Below are 18,156 nucleotides of genomic sequence, written 5' to 3' on the forward strand. Positions count from 1 at the left end.
CTCGGCAGTCTTTTTTTATTAAACAGCCGGCGGGAAAAGCTGATCCACCGTTTCTTTCGTTTCTTTCAGAATTTCGTGTATGTAATCTGTAGATGCCTGCTCCATGCTGCTGAACAAAAGCCGTTCAACAGGCTGAATGCCAATAAAATTGAAGACTTCAGTATCCGTTGTCATGTGATGGGAGGAGGTGAAAATCTTATTGGAATCCAGAAAAGTCCTCGGGGCATCGTGCGTGTTGATGATAACACCTTGTTTGTGCCGAAGCAGATTTTCAATCTCTCCAACCTCATTGATCTGATAAGCAAAACCCTCAGAAAAGACGCGCTCTACATAACCCTTTAGCATAGCCGGCAAGCCTGTCCACCATATTGGAAAAATAAACGTCAGCACATCCGCCTGCTGTATCAGCTTCTGCTCTCTTTGAATGGCGATCGGGACATCACCGCATTTGATGGCAGCCTTTTCTGCAATGGTGAGCTCTGGTGAAAAACCTAGAGCATAGACATCACGAACAGTCACTTTATGACCATTGTTCAAAAGAGTGCTCACAACAAGATCTAATAAGGTTTGATTTAAGCTTTGCTGGGGATGAGCAAAAATGATTACATGGTTCATCTCATAGCCTCCTAGGTGGTCATGTGTCCCATTATGGCATGCGGCTTTATCCTATTCAATCCTATATTGGCAATAACAAGTTGGGAAAATGGAAAATAATTGATCTCTCGCATTTGTTCCGATATGTGTAAAGGAAGAAAAAGCGATCGTTTCTGAGAAAACGATCGCTCATACAGCCTTTATTTCTTTCTAAAAGCAAGTCCAAGTGCAATCAGTGCCACGACTAGAGCAGCAATGGACAGACCAAGGACAAGTGGTGAGGAAGAAGCAGAGGCTGTTTCAGAGGCCTTTTCTTCTTTTGGTTTTTCCTGGCCATGTGAATCCGTTACGGTATTAGATGCCACAATGTTTGTGATGGAATGAGGTTTATCAGCATCTTTATCGCCAGTCCATTCAACGACCGTTCCATCCTGATAATATTGATACGCATCCCATGCAGCTTCACCTGCTTTCTCAGGGTTTTTCGCTACAAAAACGAATTGCTGGAATTGTCCAGCAAGCACACCTTTACCTGTTGCTTCCCAAGTCACTCTTGTCACCTTGCCATCTTTCTCTTCAGTAGACGTTTTCCAGCCAGGTACTGGCTCATATTGCTGGAATTCTACGCCTTTAGGTATTGTCAAGACAACCTTTGTCGTCGGGCTGTCACTCTCAGAAGGAACCTTTAATGTATAGGTTTCCCAAGCATTTGTCGCAGATGTATCAGGCTTGACTGTCACGTGCGCACTCACAGGAATCGCCAATAAAAATGAAGCGAGAAGCATTGGTAATAAAGCTTTAACGTATTTTTTCATTTGTCATGAACTCCTTTTAATTTCTTCTAATAAATGTAGTATCGATATTCTTAAAAGAACCAGTTAACGCATGGATTTCAATTTTCCATGTGCCTTTTTCATTTAATAAGAGATTTTCAGCAGAGAAATGACCATTTTTTAATCGTTTCAGCTGGAATTCACTTGGTGTCTCATCACCGAATAAAGCCACCTTATGGATCTTGGCTGTCACAGATTGAATATCAGTGATCGTTTCTCCATTCTTCTTTGTAAATGCCACTTCGAACGAGTTTTTGCCCGGGGCATTCGGGGTAATGCTCAAGGACACAATGTCACGATGCTCGACCTGATTTGCGCCAAAGAAGGGCTCAGGTGCAGGCGGAGGAGGGCTCGGAATATTGGTGAAGACAGCCGTTAATAACAAAATGGCGATCCCGATCATCCATTCAGCTCGTAAGGAAATGCTGCGTTTCTGCTTCTTTTCCCATCTCAGCATCAAGTAATGCATAAGCCCAAGGAGGCCCATGATGATAAATAAACCAAGTTTGATTAAAAAGGTGCGTCCGTATGCTGATTGGAAAAGAGCGTCAAACGATTGCAAAATAAAGATGGCATTCACAAATCCTGAAAACACAATGAGCCCAACAGAGAGCAGTGCCCAAGGATGAAATGCTGCCAGCGTACTCCGAATGAGCGGCTGATCTTCATTTGGCAGTTTCTTCATCAATAGAAGGACAATGGCTGTTAAACCACCGACCCAAATCGAAGCAGAGACGAGATGGATGAAATCAAGTGATGTTGTGAGTATTTTATTGTCTGTTGCGGCTGGATGTCCGATTTGTGCTTTCACCCAAAGGAGCACTGTGAATAGGAGCAGTGGAAACAGCCAAACCCGAAAAGAAGAGAAGTCCCCTTTTCTCACCGCCACAATCGTCCAGATGGTGAGAAGAACAAATGACGCCATAAGCATCATCCACAGACTGCCGCCAGAAGTGGACGCAATCGTTTCTTGTAAAAGCGAAGGCTGAAATGCCCCCCAAAAGGACACGTCTGCCGCTGATTTTGTTTGAATCGGCAGCTGGAACACAAGTGCTCCGCCCATCATGATCAATGACACGGTCAAAAGCCGCTTCATTCGTTTCGCCAATACAGGTGAAATCGCTGCCCTAAACCAAAGCAGTCCAAACAAAATGGTCCCAAGGAATAAGCTGAATGACGTATAAAGAAAGGCTTTATCAATAGTTGAGGCCACATCAATGGATTCATCCGTTTGACCTTGTTCTAATTGGTCAAAACCGCCATCCGCTTTTCCAATACTAAACGGAATCATGCCAGAGACAGAGTGTCCGTCCGCTGATACCGCATTCCACTGAATGGTGTAAATTCCTTTTGGTAAATTCTTTTTTAAAGCTGCTTCCATGATCTTTTGATCTTTAATGACCGTATCTCCTTTATCCACACGATCACCTTTTGCATTTAGCACCTTAATGGCATGAAATCCGCTTTCAATCCCTTCACTAAATGTGATCGAAACTGAAGGGGGCTGCTGATCCAGCTCTTCATTTGCCGCTGGGTTCGAGCTCACGACGTATGCGTGAGCAAATGCTTCCTTTGGAATGAAAAAAGTGAACATGACCATGAGAAGCAGAAGCCACTTACTATTTTTAAACAAGGTGAATAACCGCCTTTCTACCTTTGAAAATGTCTCATGTATCAGAAAGAAAGCGGCAGTAAACTGTGAGTCACAGAAAAAAACCGCTCCTCCTATTGTACCGCCCTCTCTAAAAGGTAAACGAAACAAACAGCAAGATGGTTCACTTTTTCTGTGTCATGTCTGCGCAGACATTTCTTGATTGAATAGATTTGATCAATTATAAGCCTATTCGATTTAAGAAGAGGAAACAAGAAGAGACCATTTGAAAGTTGTGAAATTCCCATGAATTTTGCGTAAAAACAACGACAGATCAAGCTTTTCACCCATTATATGTTGGGATCTGACAGAGAGTTCATGTCATATTTCAATTTTGTCACACACTAAGTGACAAAGTGACATTTAGTTTCAATTGAAGAGAAAGTGAAAGCGTTTTACGATAGGCATAAGGGCTTCACTGAATCTTGTTCTTATATCTTTTGACCTATAAAGCCCTAAATAAAGGGAGAGAAGAAAGGAGTTTTCATAGATGCAGGAAAAAAGCGGATTTCGCGTAAAAGTACAGCGCTTCGGAAGCTATTTAAGCGGTATGATCATGCCGAATATTGGAGCGTTTATCGCTTGGGGACTCATCACCGCATTGTTCATTCCAAGTGGTTATTTTCCAAATGAACAATTAAATACACTAGTTGGCCCAATGATCAACTACTTGCTGCCGCTCTTAATCGGTTACACAGGCGGGAAGCTCGTATATGACCATCGAGGCGGGGTACTCGGTGCAACAGCTACGATTGGGGTTATTGTCGGTTCGGACATCCCGATGTTTTTAGGTGCGATGATCATGGGACCGCTTGGCGGTTATCTCATTAAGAAAATCGATCAGCTGTTTAAAGACCGAATCAAATCAGGTTTTGAAATGCTGATTAATAATTTTAGTGCAGGTATTCTAGGTGCCATTTTAGTCGCCATTGCTTTCTACGCAATCGGCCCAGTCGTACTAGGTCTGAATAAAGCCCTTGCGGCAGGTGTAGATATCATTGTGAATGCACATTTACTTCCGCTGGCAAGTATCTTCATTGAACCAGCGAAAGTATTGTTCTTAAACAATGCAATTAACCAAGGGATTTTAGGTCCATTAGGGGTGGAGCAAGCGGCGAAGACAGGCCAGTCCGTTCTGTTCTTGCTTGAAACAAACCCAGGACCAGGTCTAGGTGTTCTTCTAGCCTACATGTTCTTTGGAAGAGGGACTGCAAAGCAGTCTGCACCGGGTGCGATTGTCATTCAATTCTTAGGGGGAATCCATGAGATTTACTTCCCATACATCTTAATGAAGCCAAAGCTCATTTTAGCGGTTATTGCTGGGGGAGCAAGCGGCGTTCTGACCTTTACACTGCTAAATGCAGGCTTAAAGGCTGTGCCGTCACCAGGAAGCATTATCGCTCTTATGCTCATGTCACCAAAAGGCGGCCACCTTGCCGTACTAGCAGGTGTTGTCGTGGCAGCGGTCGTATCGTTCCTTGTCGCTTCTGTCATTTTGAAAGCGTCTAAAGCAGTGGACGAAGACTTAACAGCAGCAACAGAGAAAATGCAAGACATGAAAGGCAAGAAAAGTGCAGCAGCAGCTGCTCTTACAGCACAAAAGGAAGGTGCTGAAGCAAGCGAGCAAGCAGCATCTCCAGATGAAATCAATCCAGATGACGTGAACAAAATCATCTTTGCCTGTGATGCAGGAATGGGCTCAAGTGCGATGGGTGCGTCCGTTTTAAAGAATAAAGTCAAAAAGGCAGAGCTTGATATTGATGTGACAAATACATCCATCAGCAACATCCCAGATGATGCCGATGTGGTCTTTACTCATAAAGATTTAACAGATAGAGCCAAGGCAAAACTGCCAGGAGCTGTGCATATCTCAGTTGATAATTTCTTAAACAGCCCGAAATACGATGAGCTGATTGAGAAATTGAAAAAATAACATGACGAAACGGGTTGAGTCCAATTTTTCCTAATTGAACTCCCCGTTTTGGTTGTTTTCTGATTTTCTATTCTAAAAAAGGTGTGTGATCTTTCATGAAACAAGTACTTTCAAAAGACAATATTTTTCTAAACGAACAAGCAGGCTCTAAAGAAGAAGCCATTAAAAAAGCAGGCGAAGTCTTAGTGGCAAACGGTTATGTCACAAGTGATTATGTGGACAAAATGTTTGAAAGAGAAAATATTTCTTCTACATTTATGGGCAACGGAATTGCTATTCCTCATGGAACAGAGGATGCGAAAGCGGCTGTCCTTCATTCAGGAATTTCCATTATCCAAATTCCAGATGGCGTTGAATATGGCGATGGAAATATTGCCAAAGTCGTATTTGGCATCGCTGGTAAAAACAATGAGCATCTCGATATTCTTTCTCAGATTGCGATTGTCTGTTCAGAGGAAGAAAACGTAGAACGAATCATTCATGCAAAGGATCAGGATGAACTGATCGCCATCTTTAACGAGGTGAACTAACATGAAGGCACTTCATTTTGGAGCAGGCAATATTGGCAGAGGGTTTATCGGATCTTTGTTAAAAGCATCAGGCTTTGAGCTCGTTTTTACCGATGTAAATGAAGCGGTTATCAACGAGCTGAATGAAAAAGGAGAATACACAGTGGAACTCGCAGCTCCAGGGCAGCAGCAAGAAGTAGTCGGTTCTGTGTCCGCCATCAATTCCGCAAAAGATCCAGCTGCATTAACTGAGGCAGTAGCAACAGCTGACCTCATTACAACAGCTGTTGGACCAGCTGTTTTGAACATCATTGCTTCATCGATTGCTGAAGGTTTAAAACAGAAAAAGCCTGATCATATCATCAACATTGTGGCGTGTGAAAATATGATTGGCGGCAGCTCTCATTTAAAGGAAGCTGTTTTCTCTCATCTAACAGCTGATGAACAAGAAGCGCTGTCACACACAGTTGGTTTTCCAAACGCTGCGGTTGACCGCATTGTCCCCATTCAGCACCATGAGGACATTTTGAAAGTATCAGTCGAGCCATTTTTCGAGTGGGTCATTGATGAGACAGGCTTTATTGGAGACGTTCCTCAGATCGATGGAGCGACATTTGTACAAGATTTAACGCCTTATATTGAGCGTAAGCTCTTTACTGTCAACACAGGACATGCACTAGCTGCTTATGTTGGGTATGAGAAAGGCGTTCAAACGATTAAAGATGCTGTCGATACACCAGAGATTCGTCAAGTGGTCGAAGGTGCACTTCACGAAACGGGCAGTTATTTAATCGACACATATGGCTTTCAAAAAGAAGAACATGATGCGTATATTCAAAAAATCATCAAACGATTTGAAAATGCCTTTATCTCTGATGAAGTCACGCGCGTCGCACGTTCCCCGCTTAGAAAGCTTGGAGCAGATGACCGTTTAATCGGTCCAGCGAAAAAGATCAAACAGCCAAAGTATTTAATTAAAGGCATTGTGGCAGCTTTGGCTTACGACTTTACTGGAGACGAAGAAGCTGTTCGTTTGCAGGCATTAAGAAAAGAAAAAGGCATTGAAGGTGTGCTGGAAGAGGTATGTGGACTCTCGCCAACAGACGATCTTTATCAAGCCATTCTGAAAGAAACAGCTCAATAATGAGAAAAATCCCTTTCCATCGTGCGAAAGGGATTTTTTCTATGACTTTTTTAATACTTTTCCCTGCTTGACGATATATAAAGTAAGGGGGAATTTGTACATGAAAAAGAAAGCGTTTGCGTCAAGAAGTGTCTTTTTTCAATTAATGTCTGCCATTATCGTGATCACGATTTTAACGGGCGGACTAGTTGGAACAACGGGTTATTTGTTAGCGAAACATGTCTTAATTGATGCAGGGAAAGCAGATTTAAAGCACATCGTCAGCGGAGCGATGGCCACACTTGAACAGTTGAATGACCGTGTGGAGAAAAAAGAACTGACGCTTGAGCAGGCGCAAGAACAAGCCCGGCTTTACTTGAGCGGACCCAAAAATGACAACGGGAAGGGATACCAATCTCAAAAATCAGATTTTATCTATAAAAATAAAGGCTATCTGATCGCTTATGGCACTGACTATTCAACCCAGGTTCATCCTGTCAACGACATCGGTATTATTCCAGATAACACGACCAATCGTCAAAAAATGGTCGCTGGCGCTAATGCAAAAGGTGAGGATGCACACTATGTGACCTATATGGATAAGGACGATGCAACCGGCGAAGAAAAAGAAAAGCTCGCCTATATGAGCCAGTTTACGCCGTGGAATTGGAGTGTAGGTATTGCTGTCTTCCAGGACGAATTTTATAAAGAATTAGAGCAGATGAAGCTCTATATTATTCTCATTACAGCGGGTGTCGCCCTTCTGAGTCTAGGCGTCTTTTATTTAGCTGCTCGAGGAAAAGTCAGACTGCTCAAGCAAGTCACTGCTGCTTCAAAGGAAATTGCGGCGGGGAATATTGAACGCACGAATTTAAAGGAAACAACGGATGAAATCGGACAGCTGGCAAAAGGCTTTAACCATATGTCAGGAGAGCTCAGAACACTGGTGAGCGGTTTACAGGAAACGAGCAGTCATCTTGTTGAATCAGCGACAGATTTATCGGCGATATCTGAAGAAACCTCAGCCAGCAGTGAAGAAATTGGACGAGCCATTGGAGACATTTCGACTGGAACACTTCATCAAGCATCTGATCTTGAAGTAGCCAATCAACAAATGACTCAGTTTAATCAATCTATTGAGAATGTCAAAGAACAGAGTGATCAAATTAAACGGATTTCCGACCAATCGAGTCAATCATCACAGCAGGGCCAGCAAATCGTACAGCAATTAAAACAATCGAATGAACAATCGATTCAGGCGTCTCAAGGCATTAGAGCAGGAATCGAGCAGTTAAGTACAAAAGTACAGGATATTTCTCAAATCACAGATACGATTGAGAGCATTTCAAATGAGACGAATTTACTGGCACTGAATGCAAGTATTGAGGCAGCACGTGCAGGAGAGCACGGCAAAGGCTTCTCAGTTGTGGCGAGTGAAGTGCGGAATTTAGCTGAACAGACAAAGCAATCAGCTGTTCAAATTCAGCAAATGATCCAAGGCATTAAAGAAGAAACGACAACAACAGCTGGTATCATGTCTAATACAATGGATCGTTTTGCCGAGCTGGATGAAGCGGTGCATGCTACAGAACATGAATTCAATGCCATTTCTACATTGATTTCACAAACCATCGTTGAAACAAACGCGATGGCAAAAGAGCTGAATACACTGCTGGAACAAAACGACCTTATCACAAAAGCCATGCACGGCGCAGCACATGTTTCTCAAGAAAATGCGGCGGCGATCGAAGAAATCACTGCATCCACCGACGAACAAGTGACAGCCATCTCTAATGTGGCAAAAGCAGCAGAAAGACTCAATGAGCTTAGCATGCGATTGAATCAGGACATTGCGCGTTATCGTCTATAAATCATTTTGACTATGTATCACTTGTCAGGTACGATGAAGTTAATCAAAACCTTGCTCACGCAATCAAAAGGAGTGTTCCGGTCATGAAAAAGAAGATATTGATGTTCTTACCTTGTGGCTATGGATACTCCACTGCTGTTTTCTTTTAGGATAGATAGAAATTGGTGAAGTCTGTCTACAAAACGAAGAAACTAGCAGAAAAATAAACGTGAGTGAGGGACATAACATGGAAAAAATCACGAGAAAAAACCCAGAAAGTATGCCAAAACCTGTTGGTAACTACAGTCATATCACAAGGGTGCCAAAGGGTGCGGGATTATTTGTTACATCGGGTCAGGTAGGGACAGATATAGATGGGCAGATCCCATCAAGCTTAAACGACCAAGTAACGAATACGTTTGAAAACATCAAAAAAATCCTTGAATCAGAAGGATTGAATGAAGAACATGTGATCAAGGTCAATATATGGGCAACAGAAGAAATCGACTGGGACCATCTATATCCTCAGTGGGATACGATCTTCAAAACAGCTTACCCATCAATGACGGTTGCTTATGTATCAGCTTTAGGATGGCCGGAGCTGAAAATTGAAATTGAATTATGGTGTGCGGATATATGATTAAAAAAAAGAACAGCGATGCTGTTCTTTCAAATTGTGGACAAAGGGCTAAAATGATCTTGATTTTAGCCCTTTGTCTTCTTTTTTTCAGCGTGATAGAAAACCTTTGAATTCTAGGAAGGACGAGCACCGGCACGCAGACCTGACACCGAGTGCGGGGATTTGTCTACACGCTGAGCCGCTTTGTGATCCATCCAGCAAGGAACGTAAAAACGGTATAGACAATAACCCAAATGAGAAAGGATACATTCCCGCCAATAGAGGTGAACATGAAGATCATGCTCGCTAACAGCACAATCAAAGTGGGCATCCAAACATTCTTCAAAAAGAGCGTACCCAAAATGCCAATCAGCACAGAGACAATAGGAAAGCCAAATACAATGAATAGAATAAAAACAGCCATATTGCTAACTCCTTTTAACAAGTGTTTACATCAAAACATAAAAGACCGAAGCAGCCATGTGCGGAAGTGCAAAAATCATCACAAGAAAAGCCGTATCAAGGCGCCACATGCGGTGTTCCTTTGTTTCAGAAAGATAGGCTGCTCGTGTCTCTTCTCCACTTGTCCAAGCACCCATTAGCACCCCAGACATCACGACCCCAATAATAGAGATTCCGCCGCTGACAAACCCAATCCATTCAAGGTGCTGCAACATCATAGCGGCACTGCAAATCACAATCATTGAGCAAACACCAGCGAAAAAGGCATGTTTTTTTCTCATTCTGGTTTACTCCCTTCAAAGACAATTAGGAGACCGCATCACATATTTCAATGAAATGACCATCAGGATCAGACACATAAGCGACCGTTTGACCCCATGGTTTTTTTGCAGGTTCTTTGATGATCGGTACCCCTTTTTCTTTCATTGATGCAATCGTTTGATCCACATCATCCACAACAAAGCCAATCTCAAACGTTTGAGACGCTTGATTTGCTTCAGGGACAGGCAATCCGAGTGCTTCTTTGACATCTTGGCGTGAATTAATCGATAATGTCACGTCTCCAGTATCAAACTCAACATAGGATTCAACCCTCAATTTTATTGGGAAACCGAGTACTTGTTGATAGAAATGAATACTCGCCTCCACATCGTTTACATATAAAATGGTATATTTCATTTTCATGTGAAAAACTCCTCTCTTCATATACGTGTCAAAAACGGAAAGGTTTCCCACTCATTGTACCATATAGGATATAAGGTGTATTTCATTCCAAAAAAATCAAAAAAATTAGATCGATCGTCTTGAAAAACAAAAAGTGGTGACATATGATAAAAATGTAAAAATAGAAAAAATAGGGGGATATTATATGTTGAAAAAAATCATGGTGGCTGTCCTGTCTTTAGGTCTTTTACTAAGCTTTACGCAAGTCGGCACCCACACAGCAGATGCAAAAACGGTCAAGTCTTATAAAAACTGCAAAGCGCTGAACAAGGTATATAAAGGCGGCGTAGCAAAAAGCAAAAACACGAAAAACAAAGGCGGAAAAACAAAGTACAAGCCATATGTATCAAAAGCACTCTATCAAAAAAATATGCGGCTTGACCGCGACAAAGACGGCATTGCGTGTGAACGCTAAGCACATGTGAAAAGACCTATCACAAGGTCTTTTTTCTATGGGATCAAACTCGTCCCTTTGTGCCAGCTTCATCTTTATATTAAAATAAAGATAGTTTCAAAAATCGATACAAAGTGGGGTACTCAATTTGTCAACACAAGCTCATAAGAAAGACATCCGATTGATTGCCATTGATATGGATGGCACGCTGTTAAACAGTGAGCACATCATTCCAGAGGAAAATAAACAAGCCATTAAAGAAGCTGAAGCAAAAGGGGTCCATGTGGTCATTAGCACAGGGCGGACACTGATGACATGCCGAGAGCTGGTTGAGCCGCTCAAGTTATCGTCTTACCTCGTGACAGCAAACGGAAGTGAGATCTGGGATTCAAACTTCCAGCTGATCGAAAGAGATCTGCTGCATCCTGATCACGTCCAAATGATGTGGGATTTAAAAAATAGGTACGAAACCGATTACTGGGCTTCGACTGTGGATAAGGTGTGGAGAGGTGAATTCCCAGAACGAATTCATGACCATGAATGGCTGAAATTTGGCTTTGATATTCATGATGATGATGTTCGTGAGGAAGTACTCAATACATTGAAAACAAATAAGCATCTAGAGATCACAAACTCAAGTCCAACGAATATCGAAGTTAATGCAGCCGGCATTAACAAAGCGGCAGCTCTTGCAAAAGTAGCAGAACGCATTGGCTGTACGATGGACAACGTCATGTCACTTGGCGACAGCCTCAATGATATGGCCATGATTCAAGAAGCCGGATTAGGCATTGCGATGGGAAATGCCCAGGAAGTGGTGAAAGAGGCAGCTGATTGGATTACGGCTCCTAACACAGAACATGGCGTTGCAAAAGCCATCCAACATTGGGTGCTGTCTAAATAGGGTGCACTTCATTACAAGAAAAAGTGAGAGGACTTTGCCTCTCGCTTTTTTTGTTTTCTCGTAGTTCTATTGTTATGTTTTCTTCCAATTTCATGTGCAGTCTATCCAAAGTTGGTATAATTAATATAAATTCGAATATTCGGACTTTACATTCCGTATTTCGGAACAACAAGGAGGGGTTCTATGTATCAAGTGGATATCAACTGTGATTTGGGAGAAAGCTTTGGTCAATACACAATCGGTGCAGACGAACAAATCTTAGAATATGTTACTTCAGCCAACATTGCTTGCGGTTTTCATGCAGGAGATCCAACGGTTATGAGAAAGACGGTCAGAATGGCACTCGGTAAAGGGGTCAAAATTGGTGCACATCCGGGTTTGCAAGATTTGGCCGGCTTTGGCAGACGTCCAATGGCTATCTCCGCAGAGGAAGCCTATGATCTTGTCATCTATCAAATTGGCGCTCTATCAGCCTTTCTCAAGGCAGAGGGCGGCACGATGCAGCATGTCAAACCACACGGCGCCCTCTACAACATGGCGGCTAAAAATACTGAATTATCTGAATCAATTGCGAAGGCTGTGTATGATGTGGACCCAAACCTTGTGTTATTTGGTCTGTCAGGCAGTGAACTTGCGTTAGCAGGTGAACGAATAGGTCTGCAAGTGGCACATGAAGTTTTTTCTGATCGGACGTATCAAACAGACGGGACGCTGACATCCCGCCGCGAACCACATGCACTCATTGAAGAGGATGAACGGGCCGTCCAGCAGGTTGTTCGTATGGTGAGAGAAGGCAAGGTTCGTACAGTTCAAGGAGAAGATATCAAGCTCAAAGCAGATACGGTCTGCATTCACGGAGACGGCAGCCATGCGCTTCAATTTGCGAAAACCATTACAGCGAAGCTAAAAGAAGCCGGTATTCAGCTCAAGGCCTTTCAATAAAAAACGTCATCAAAGGGGGAAACAGCATGAAAACAGAGAAAGTCAAACATATGAAGGCACCAAAGGGGAATCGGTCTATGCTGATGGGCGCTGCCTTTTTAATGGCGACGTCTGCGATCGGACCGGGATTTTTAACACAAACAACCGTCTTCACACAGCAGCTTGCGGCTAGCTTCGGATTTGTCATTTTGATCTCAATTTTATTAGATATTTTTGCACAAACAAATGTATGGCGCATCATTGCCGTCTCAGAAAAACGAGGTCAGGATATAGCAAATATGGTGCTCCCGGGTCTCGGGTATGTGCTGGCCTTTTTGATTGTCATTGGAGGACTTGCCTTTAACATCGGAAATATCGCTGGGGCTGGTCTCGGTTTTCAGGTGATCTTCGGCGTCGATCCGCGAATTGGCGCAGGGATCAGCGCTGTGATTGCCATTCTCATCTTTGTGATCAAAGAGGCTGGGAAAGCGATGGACCGTTTCACACAAGCAGCAGGCTTTGTGATGATTGGCCTGATGCTGTATGTGGCGATTTCAACAGCGCCGCCAGTTGGAGAAGCAGCTGTGAGAACATTTGTCCCTGAGACAATCGATATTTTATCCATTGTGACACTTGTGGGCGGAACAGTAGGCGGCTATATCGTCTTTGCTGGCGGGCATCGCTTGCTGGATGCAGGTATTAAGGGGAAGGAAGCACTGCCGCAAGTGACGAAAAGCTCTATTTTCGGTGTCTTAATTACATCTGTTATGCGTGTAGCACTCTTTCTTGCCGCATTAGGAGTTGTCTCAAAAGGCTTGCAGATTGATCCATCCAACCCGCCTGCCTCTGTTTTTCAATTAGCTTCAGGAAATATCGGATATAAAATGTTCGGGATTATAATGTGGGCTGCGGCAATTACATCCGTCATTGGAGCAGCATACACATCTGTTTCCTTCTTTAAAACCTTCTCGCCAAAAATTGAGCAAAACCAGCGTGGTATCATCATCGGCTTTATTGCCCTCTCGACCCTTTGTTTTATTACGATCGGAAGACCAGTGAACATATTGATATTAGTTGGAGCGATCAATGCATTGATTTTGCCGCTCGCCCTTGGGACATTACTCGTTGCGGCCTATAAGAAAGACATTGTCGGCGATTACCGCCACCCATTCTTTTTGACAGTGTCAGGTGCATTTGTTGTGGTCATCATGACGATGATGGGCGGCTATACCATTATCAATGAAATCCCGAAACTATGGAGTTGATTCAGATGAATGTCTATCAAACATATGAGCCATCACAGATAAGAGAATTGATTCGCGAAAAAAAGATCACAGGCCCAACAGCTGGCTTTGCAGAGGGGTTTGCTCAAGCCAATTTAATGATTGTTAAAAAGGAACTGGCCTTTGATTTTCTTTTATTTTGTCAGCGGAATCCGGCTGCATGTCCATTGCTTGATGTACTGGACCCAGGTGATCCAGTGCCAAGACGGTCGGCGCCTCAAGCAGATATTCGTACGGACTTTCCTAAGTACCGTATTTACCGAAAAGGGATTCTTGAAGAAGAGGTCACAGATATCTCTGCTTATTGGGAGGATGATATGGTTGGCTTTCTCATTGGATGCAGTTTTACGTTTGAGCACGCGCTTATGCTGAATGACATTCCTGTCCGCCATATCGAAGACGGTCATAACGTACCCATGTATCAAACGAATATAGCTTGTGAAAAAGCAGGAGTCTTTCATGGTCCGATGGTGGTCAGCATGAGACCCATTCCGGCGCATCAAGTCACAAGAAGTGTTCAAGTGACATCTCGATTTCCATCAGTCCATGGCGGCCCGATCCATATAGGGGACCCAGCGGTGATTGGCATTTCCGATGTAGATCAGCCTGACTTTGGAGAACCATCTGTGATCAAAGAAGGAGAAGTCCCGGTGTTTTGGGCATGTGGTGTGACGCCGCAAGCCATTGTCATGCATACAAAACCCGATATTGCGATCACTCATGCACCCGGTCATATGTTCATCACAGATCGAAGAGATCAAAAGCTAGGTGTACTGTAGAAAGAGAGGTGTCCTCAAGTGGCTTTTTCAACGATAAAAGAATCCATCACCTTCCACCCGCTAGGAGATGCAGCGATCGTCATCCAAGCTGGAGCTGACATATGTGAGGAGATTCATGAACGTGTTGAGCGGCTGTTTGCATGTATTGAACAGCACCCATTTGAAGGGTATGTAGAAGCCGTTCAAGCCTTTACAAACGTGACTGTTTTTTACGAGCCTTATACCGTTCATCAATCGGCGCAGCTTCAACAACATGACCTGTCTCCGTATGAATGGGTCAAAGGCTATATTGAACAACTTCTTGAAGACAAATGGCAAGAGGGAGTTCAGGTAAAGCGCCGCATCGTTGACATTCCAGTCTGTTACGGGGGAGCGCTGGGCCCTGATTTAGAAGAGGTTGCCAGTATCAATGGTTTAACGCCAGAGGAAGTCGTGCGTATTCACACTGCCGGGACGTATCTTGTCTATATGATTGGATTTGCCCCAGGGTTTCCGTTTTTAGGCGGGCTGTCTGAAAAGATCGCAGCACCACGCAGAGAAACACCAAGAATGTCCATTCCAAAAGGCTCTGTTGGTATTGCGGGAAAGCAGACAGGCGTTTATCCAATTTCCACACCCGGGGGCTGGCAGCTCATTGGACAAACCCCGCTGCCGCTTTTTCGCCCAGACGAGGAAATTCCGAGTCTATTGAAAGCAGGGGACGAGGTCAGATTTGTCCAAATGTCTGAAAAGGAATTTTTCAGCATGAAGGAGGCAGAACGTTGAGTATTCATGTCATCAAGCCAGGGATGTACACAACCATTCAAGATAAAGGGCGGCAAGGCTATCAAAAGTATGGTGTCTTAACGAGCGGCGGCATGGACCCGCTCTCACTTAGAATCGCCAACATTCTCACCGGCAACCAAGAAAACGAAGCCGTGCTGGAAGTGACGTTGATGGGGCCGGGGCCTGTGCTCACATGTGAGAAGGATCAGCTCATTGCCGTCACTGGTGCTGATGTAGAGATTGATATTGACGGAGAGCAGGCACCTTTATGGAAGCCGCTCTATGTTCGATCAGGAAGCACGATCACCTTTGGTCTTTGTAAGAGAGGCTGCCGCGTTTATCTTGCTGTCGCAGGTGGATTTGATGTGGAACCAGTCATGCAGAGCAAAAGCACTTATGTCAGAGCGGGAATCGGTGGACTGAAAGGACGACCGCTTGAAAAAGGTGACGTTCTGTCCATTGGAGAGCCGTCTATCGTAGCAAATCATTTGTTTGCAAGGCTAAAAAATAAAGTGAATCAGGCGGGATACGGCGCACCCGATTGGACAGTGAGTCATGCTCATTTTTTACCGCTGCGGAAATCACCAGTGATTCGTGTGCTGGCAGGCAGGCATCTTTCTTTTTTTCAAGAAACATCTCAAATTGCTTTTTTTGAGCAGCCTTATCAGGTCACACCCCAATCAGATCGCATGGGCTGCCGGCTGAAGGGGGAGCCGGTTCATTTAAAAGAAAAGCTGGAATTGATCTCAGAAGCGGTTGCCTTTGGATCTATTCAAATTCCTCCCGATGGCCAGCCGATTATTCTGCTGGCAGATCGGCAAACGACAGGCGGATACCCGCGTATTGGAGAAGTAGCTACTGTAGATTTGCCGCTTATTGCACAGGCGATGCCTGGGGCAAAGCTGTATTTTGAACAAATAGATCATCGGGAGGCAGAGCAGGCGTTATTTAAGCAAGAAGCAGAACTGAGGGAGCTGGCCGCAAGAATTAAGCTGGAAGCATTCTCGTCTAGAAAAGGTGAAGAAGATGCAAAACACAAATAAAACGGTTGTGAAATCAATGGAGATTTTGCGGCTGTTTATCGCTCACGATCAATTAACATTAAATGAAATGATCGAGCTTTCCGGGATGCCGAAAACATCTGTCCATCGCATGGCGAGCTCTTTAGCTGATATGGGGCTGTTAGAAAAGCAAGAAACAGGGGTTTATCGATTAGGCTTAATGTTTCTTGAATACGGTCAGCTTGTGGCGGACCGCCTTGATATTCGAAGGATTGCAAGACCATTTATGGAAAGCTTACGGGATGAAGTAGGAGAAGCTGTACAACTCATTGTTCGTGAGGGCGACGAAGCCATTTACGTGGAAAAGATTGAAGGTACGCAGCCTGTTCGTCTCTACACCGCCGTTGGCAGACGGTCTCCCCTATATGCGGGTGCCTGTGCGAGAAGTATTCTCTCCTTTTTGCCAAAGAGCGAGAGACTTGCCTATATTGATTCAATTGAGCTGGGAAAGATCGGAATTGGGACCATCACAGATAAAGAGGTTCTAAGAAACATGCTGGAAGAATCAAATGCGCGGGGATATACGCTAAGCTATTCTGAGCTTGAAAACTATACAGCTGCGATTGGAGCCCCAATTTTCAATCATCTCGGGGAAGTCGCAGCAGGTATTAGCATTGCGGGATTTGAAGCTGGCTATCAAAAAGAGCGCCTGCCTTACTTAATTAAACAGGTGAAAAAAGCCGCCAGTGATATTTCGAGAGAATTAGGCTTTTCATCTGAACAAATAAAAAGCCAATGACCGTAAAGATCATTGGCTTTTTGCGTGCAGTTATTAGAAAGTTTTTCCTAAAGCTTTCGCACGTTCGATTGCATCTGCTTTAATTTGCTCTGCTTTCGCAGGCTCAGCATTGTGACCTTCAACGATAAGACCTTCGAAAGAAGGAATTCCGAAGAAGTTAGCGATTGTACCAAGGTAACGGTGACCTGCTTCAAGTTCAGCAGCAGGACCTTCAGTGTAGTATCCGCCACGTGCTTGGATATGAAGAGCTTTTTTGTCTGTTAGTAATCCAACAGGACCTTGCTCAGTGTATTTGAATGTTTTACCAGCTACAGCAACAGAGTCGATGTATGCTTTAAGAACTGGTGGGAATGAGAAGTTCCAAAGTGGTGAAACAAATACGTATTTGTCAGCAGAAACGAATTGATCACTTAATTCGTTAAGGCGAGCAACTTTCGCTTGCTCTTCAGCTGAAAGTGTATCGAAGCCAGCACCAGATTGAAGTTTGCCCCAGCCAGCGAATACATCTGCATCAATGTGAGGGATGTTTTCTTTGTACAAATCGATATGTACAACCTCGTCACTTGGGTTTGCTTCCTTATAAGATTCGATAAATGCCTTAGCAGTAGCCATACTGTAAGAAACTGTTTCATCATGCGGATGTGCAGTGATGTATAAAACTTTTGCCATGTTCATTCAATCCTTTCTGTTTCAGTGATTTTTTTAGTGTATCCCAATGATACACTGAATATGTGGCATCTTTAATCATATTGGAATGCTATGAAAAAGATGTAACAAGCACAGTTACATGAAAACTGATATTTTCATTGTAATCACAATGTAGTTTGAAGTCAAGGTATAAAGTCTCGAAATCAAGATAAAAAGTTTGTAAATTTTTCTGGAACGCGTAAACACGCAGTTTTCAGCGCAAAAAGCTTACTCTTATTGAACAAAAAATCGTTCGATATCGCAAGTAAAGAGTTTGTAAAGGCGCTGCATCTCAAAAAAAGATGGATGCCCCTAAGTCATCTGCTA

20 protein-coding genes are annotated in these 18,156 nt (G+C 43.6%); 13 read left to right on the forward strand and 7 right to left on the reverse strand.

Going from position 1 to position 18,156, the window contains the following annotated elements; all coding sequences use genetic code 11:
* Positions 1 to 18 precede the first annotated feature (18 nt).
* From ACLGGR_RS13705 to ACLGGR_RS13715, 3 genes are all read right to left on the reverse strand, one after another.
* Positions 19 to 615 carry an NAD(P)H-dependent oxidoreductase gene (locus ACLGGR_RS13705; protein ID WP_142946698.1) on the reverse strand — a complete coding sequence of 199 codons (597 nt, stop codon included), beginning with the start codon at positions 613 to 615 and terminating at the stop codon, positions 19 to 21.
* 179 nt (positions 616 to 794) lie between these two features.
* Positions 795 to 1,409, reverse strand: coding sequence for a YcnI family copper-binding membrane protein (locus tag ACLGGR_RS13710; protein ID WP_142946697.1), 615 nt, complete (start codon positions 1,407 to 1,409; stop codon positions 795 to 797).
* 16 nt (positions 1,410 to 1,425) lie between these two features.
* Positions 1,426 to 3,060, reverse strand: a complete 1,635-nt coding sequence (locus ACLGGR_RS13715) for a copper resistance CopC/CopD family protein (protein ID WP_410973268.1) — start codon at positions 3,058 to 3,060, stop codon at positions 1,426 to 1,428.
* 508 nt (positions 3,061 to 3,568) lie between these two features.
* Here ACLGGR_RS13715 and ACLGGR_RS13720 point away from each other — a divergent pair.
* The 5 genes from ACLGGR_RS13720 to ACLGGR_RS13740 all read left to right on the forward strand — a co-directional run bounded on the left by ACLGGR_RS13720 (position 3,569) and on the right by ACLGGR_RS13740 (position 9,132).
* Positions 3,569 to 5,011: a PTS mannitol transporter subunit IIBC gene (locus ACLGGR_RS13720; protein WP_144473029.1), complete on the forward strand. Its 1,443-nt coding sequence runs from the start codon at positions 3,569 to 3,571 to the stop codon at positions 5,009 to 5,011.
* A gap of 95 nt (positions 5,012 to 5,106) precedes the next feature.
* Complete coding sequence (locus ACLGGR_RS13725; protein ID WP_142946694.1) at positions 5,107 to 5,541, forward strand: PTS mannitol transporter subunit IIA; 435 nt, start codon at positions 5,107 to 5,109, stop codon at positions 5,539 to 5,541.
* A gap of 1 nt (position 5,542) precedes the next feature.
* Positions 5,543 to 6,664, forward strand: coding sequence for a mannitol-1-phosphate 5-dehydrogenase (locus tag ACLGGR_RS13730; RefSeq protein ID WP_410973269.1), 1,122 nt, complete (start codon positions 5,543 to 5,545; stop codon positions 6,662 to 6,664).
* Positions 6,665 to 6,764: 100 nt separating this feature from the next.
* Positions 6,765 to 8,513: a methyl-accepting chemotaxis protein gene (locus ACLGGR_RS13735; protein WP_410973270.1), complete on the forward strand. Its 1,749-nt coding sequence runs from the start codon at positions 6,765 to 6,767 to the stop codon at positions 8,511 to 8,513.
* Between the two features lie 226 nt (positions 8,514 to 8,739).
* The gene (locus tag ACLGGR_RS13740; protein ID WP_039176565.1) at positions 8,740 to 9,132 is read left to right on the forward strand and encodes a RidA family protein; all 393 of its coding nucleotides are present in this window, start codon (positions 8,740 to 8,742) and stop codon (positions 9,130 to 9,132) included.
* 166 nt (positions 9,133 to 9,298) lie between these two features.
* Here ACLGGR_RS13740 and ACLGGR_RS13745 read toward each other — a convergent pair whose 3' ends face one another.
* The 3 genes from ACLGGR_RS13745 to ACLGGR_RS13755 are packed head-to-tail and all read right to left on the reverse strand — an operon-like array spanning position 9,299 to position 10,257.
* A complete protein-coding gene (locus ACLGGR_RS13745; protein ID WP_251216887.1) occupies positions 9,299 to 9,535 on the reverse strand; it encodes a DUF2651 family protein in 237 nt (78 codons plus the stop codon).
* Between the two features lie 25 nt (positions 9,536 to 9,560).
* On the reverse strand, positions 9,561 to 9,854 hold the full coding sequence (locus ACLGGR_RS13750; protein ID WP_251216888.1) for a DUF5316 family protein: 294 nt from the start codon (positions 9,852 to 9,854) through the stop codon (positions 9,561 to 9,563).
* Between the two features lie 25 nt (positions 9,855 to 9,879).
* Positions 9,880 to 10,257: a VOC family protein gene (locus ACLGGR_RS13755; protein WP_142946689.1), complete on the reverse strand. Its 378-nt coding sequence runs from the start codon at positions 10,255 to 10,257 to the stop codon at positions 9,880 to 9,882.
* A 184-nt stretch (positions 10,258 to 10,441) separates the two neighbouring features.
* On the opposite strand from ACLGGR_RS13755, the gene ACLGGR_RS13760 reads away from it, so the two are divergent.
* The 8 genes from ACLGGR_RS13760 to ACLGGR_RS13795 all read left to right on the forward strand — a co-directional run bounded on the left by ACLGGR_RS13760 (position 10,442) and on the right by ACLGGR_RS13795 (position 17,142).
* Positions 10,442 to 10,711 (forward strand): excalibur calcium-binding domain-containing protein, encoded by a 270-nt coding sequence (locus ACLGGR_RS13760; protein WP_410973271.1) that lies wholly within the window; start codon positions 10,442 to 10,444, stop codon positions 10,709 to 10,711.
* A gap of 127 nt (positions 10,712 to 10,838) precedes the next feature.
* Positions 10,839 to 11,594: a Cof-type HAD-IIB family hydrolase gene (locus tag ACLGGR_RS13765; protein WP_024425552.1), complete on the forward strand. Its 756-nt coding sequence runs from the start codon at positions 10,839 to 10,841 to the stop codon at positions 11,592 to 11,594.
* A gap of 183 nt (positions 11,595 to 11,777) precedes the next feature.
* Positions 11,778 to 12,536, forward strand: a complete 759-nt coding sequence (locus ACLGGR_RS13770) for a LamB/YcsF family protein (RefSeq protein ID WP_410973272.1) — start codon at positions 11,778 to 11,780, stop codon at positions 12,534 to 12,536.
* Positions 12,537 to 12,562: 26 nt separating this feature from the next.
* Positions 12,563 to 13,780 carry an NRAMP family divalent metal transporter gene (locus ACLGGR_RS13775; RefSeq protein WP_142946687.1) on the forward strand — a complete coding sequence of 406 codons (1,218 nt, stop codon included), beginning with the start codon at positions 12,563 to 12,565 and terminating at the stop codon, positions 13,778 to 13,780.
* A 5-nt stretch (positions 13,781 to 13,785) separates the two neighbouring features.
* Entirely contained in the window at positions 13,786 to 14,577 is a 792-nt protein-coding gene (locus ACLGGR_RS13780; RefSeq protein ID WP_410973273.1) for a putative hydro-lyase, read from the forward strand.
* A gap of 18 nt (positions 14,578 to 14,595) precedes the next feature.
* Positions 14,596 to 15,342, forward strand: coding sequence for a 5-oxoprolinase subunit PxpB (gene pxpB / locus ACLGGR_RS13785; protein WP_410973274.1), 747 nt, complete (start codon positions 14,596 to 14,598; stop codon positions 15,340 to 15,342).
* Positions 15,339 to 16,385, forward strand: a complete 1,047-nt coding sequence (locus ACLGGR_RS13790; protein ID WP_410973275.1) for a 5-oxoprolinase subunit C family protein — start codon at positions 15,339 to 15,341, stop codon at positions 16,383 to 16,385. The genes pxpB and ACLGGR_RS13790 overlap by 4 nt, the downstream gene beginning before the upstream one ends.
* Positions 16,369 to 17,142, forward strand: coding sequence for an IclR family transcriptional regulator (locus ACLGGR_RS13795; RefSeq protein ID WP_142946683.1), 774 nt, complete (start codon positions 16,369 to 16,371; stop codon positions 17,140 to 17,142). Before ACLGGR_RS13790 ends, ACLGGR_RS13795 begins: the two co-directional genes overlap by 17 nt.
* A gap of 33 nt (positions 17,143 to 17,175) precedes the next feature.
* Here ACLGGR_RS13795 and ACLGGR_RS13800 read toward each other — a convergent pair whose 3' ends face one another.
* The gene (locus ACLGGR_RS13800) at positions 17,176 to 17,811 is read right to left on the reverse strand and encodes an FMN-dependent NADH-azoreductase (protein ID WP_024720223.1); all 636 of its coding nucleotides are present in this window, start codon (positions 17,809 to 17,811) and stop codon (positions 17,176 to 17,178) included.
* Positions 17,812 to 18,156 lie beyond the last annotated feature (345 nt).

It is taken from the genome of Bacillus sp. BD48, from assembly GCF_046566805.1.
Lineage (GTDB): Bacteria > Bacillota > Bacilli > Bacillales > Bacillaceae > Bacillus > Bacillus safensis.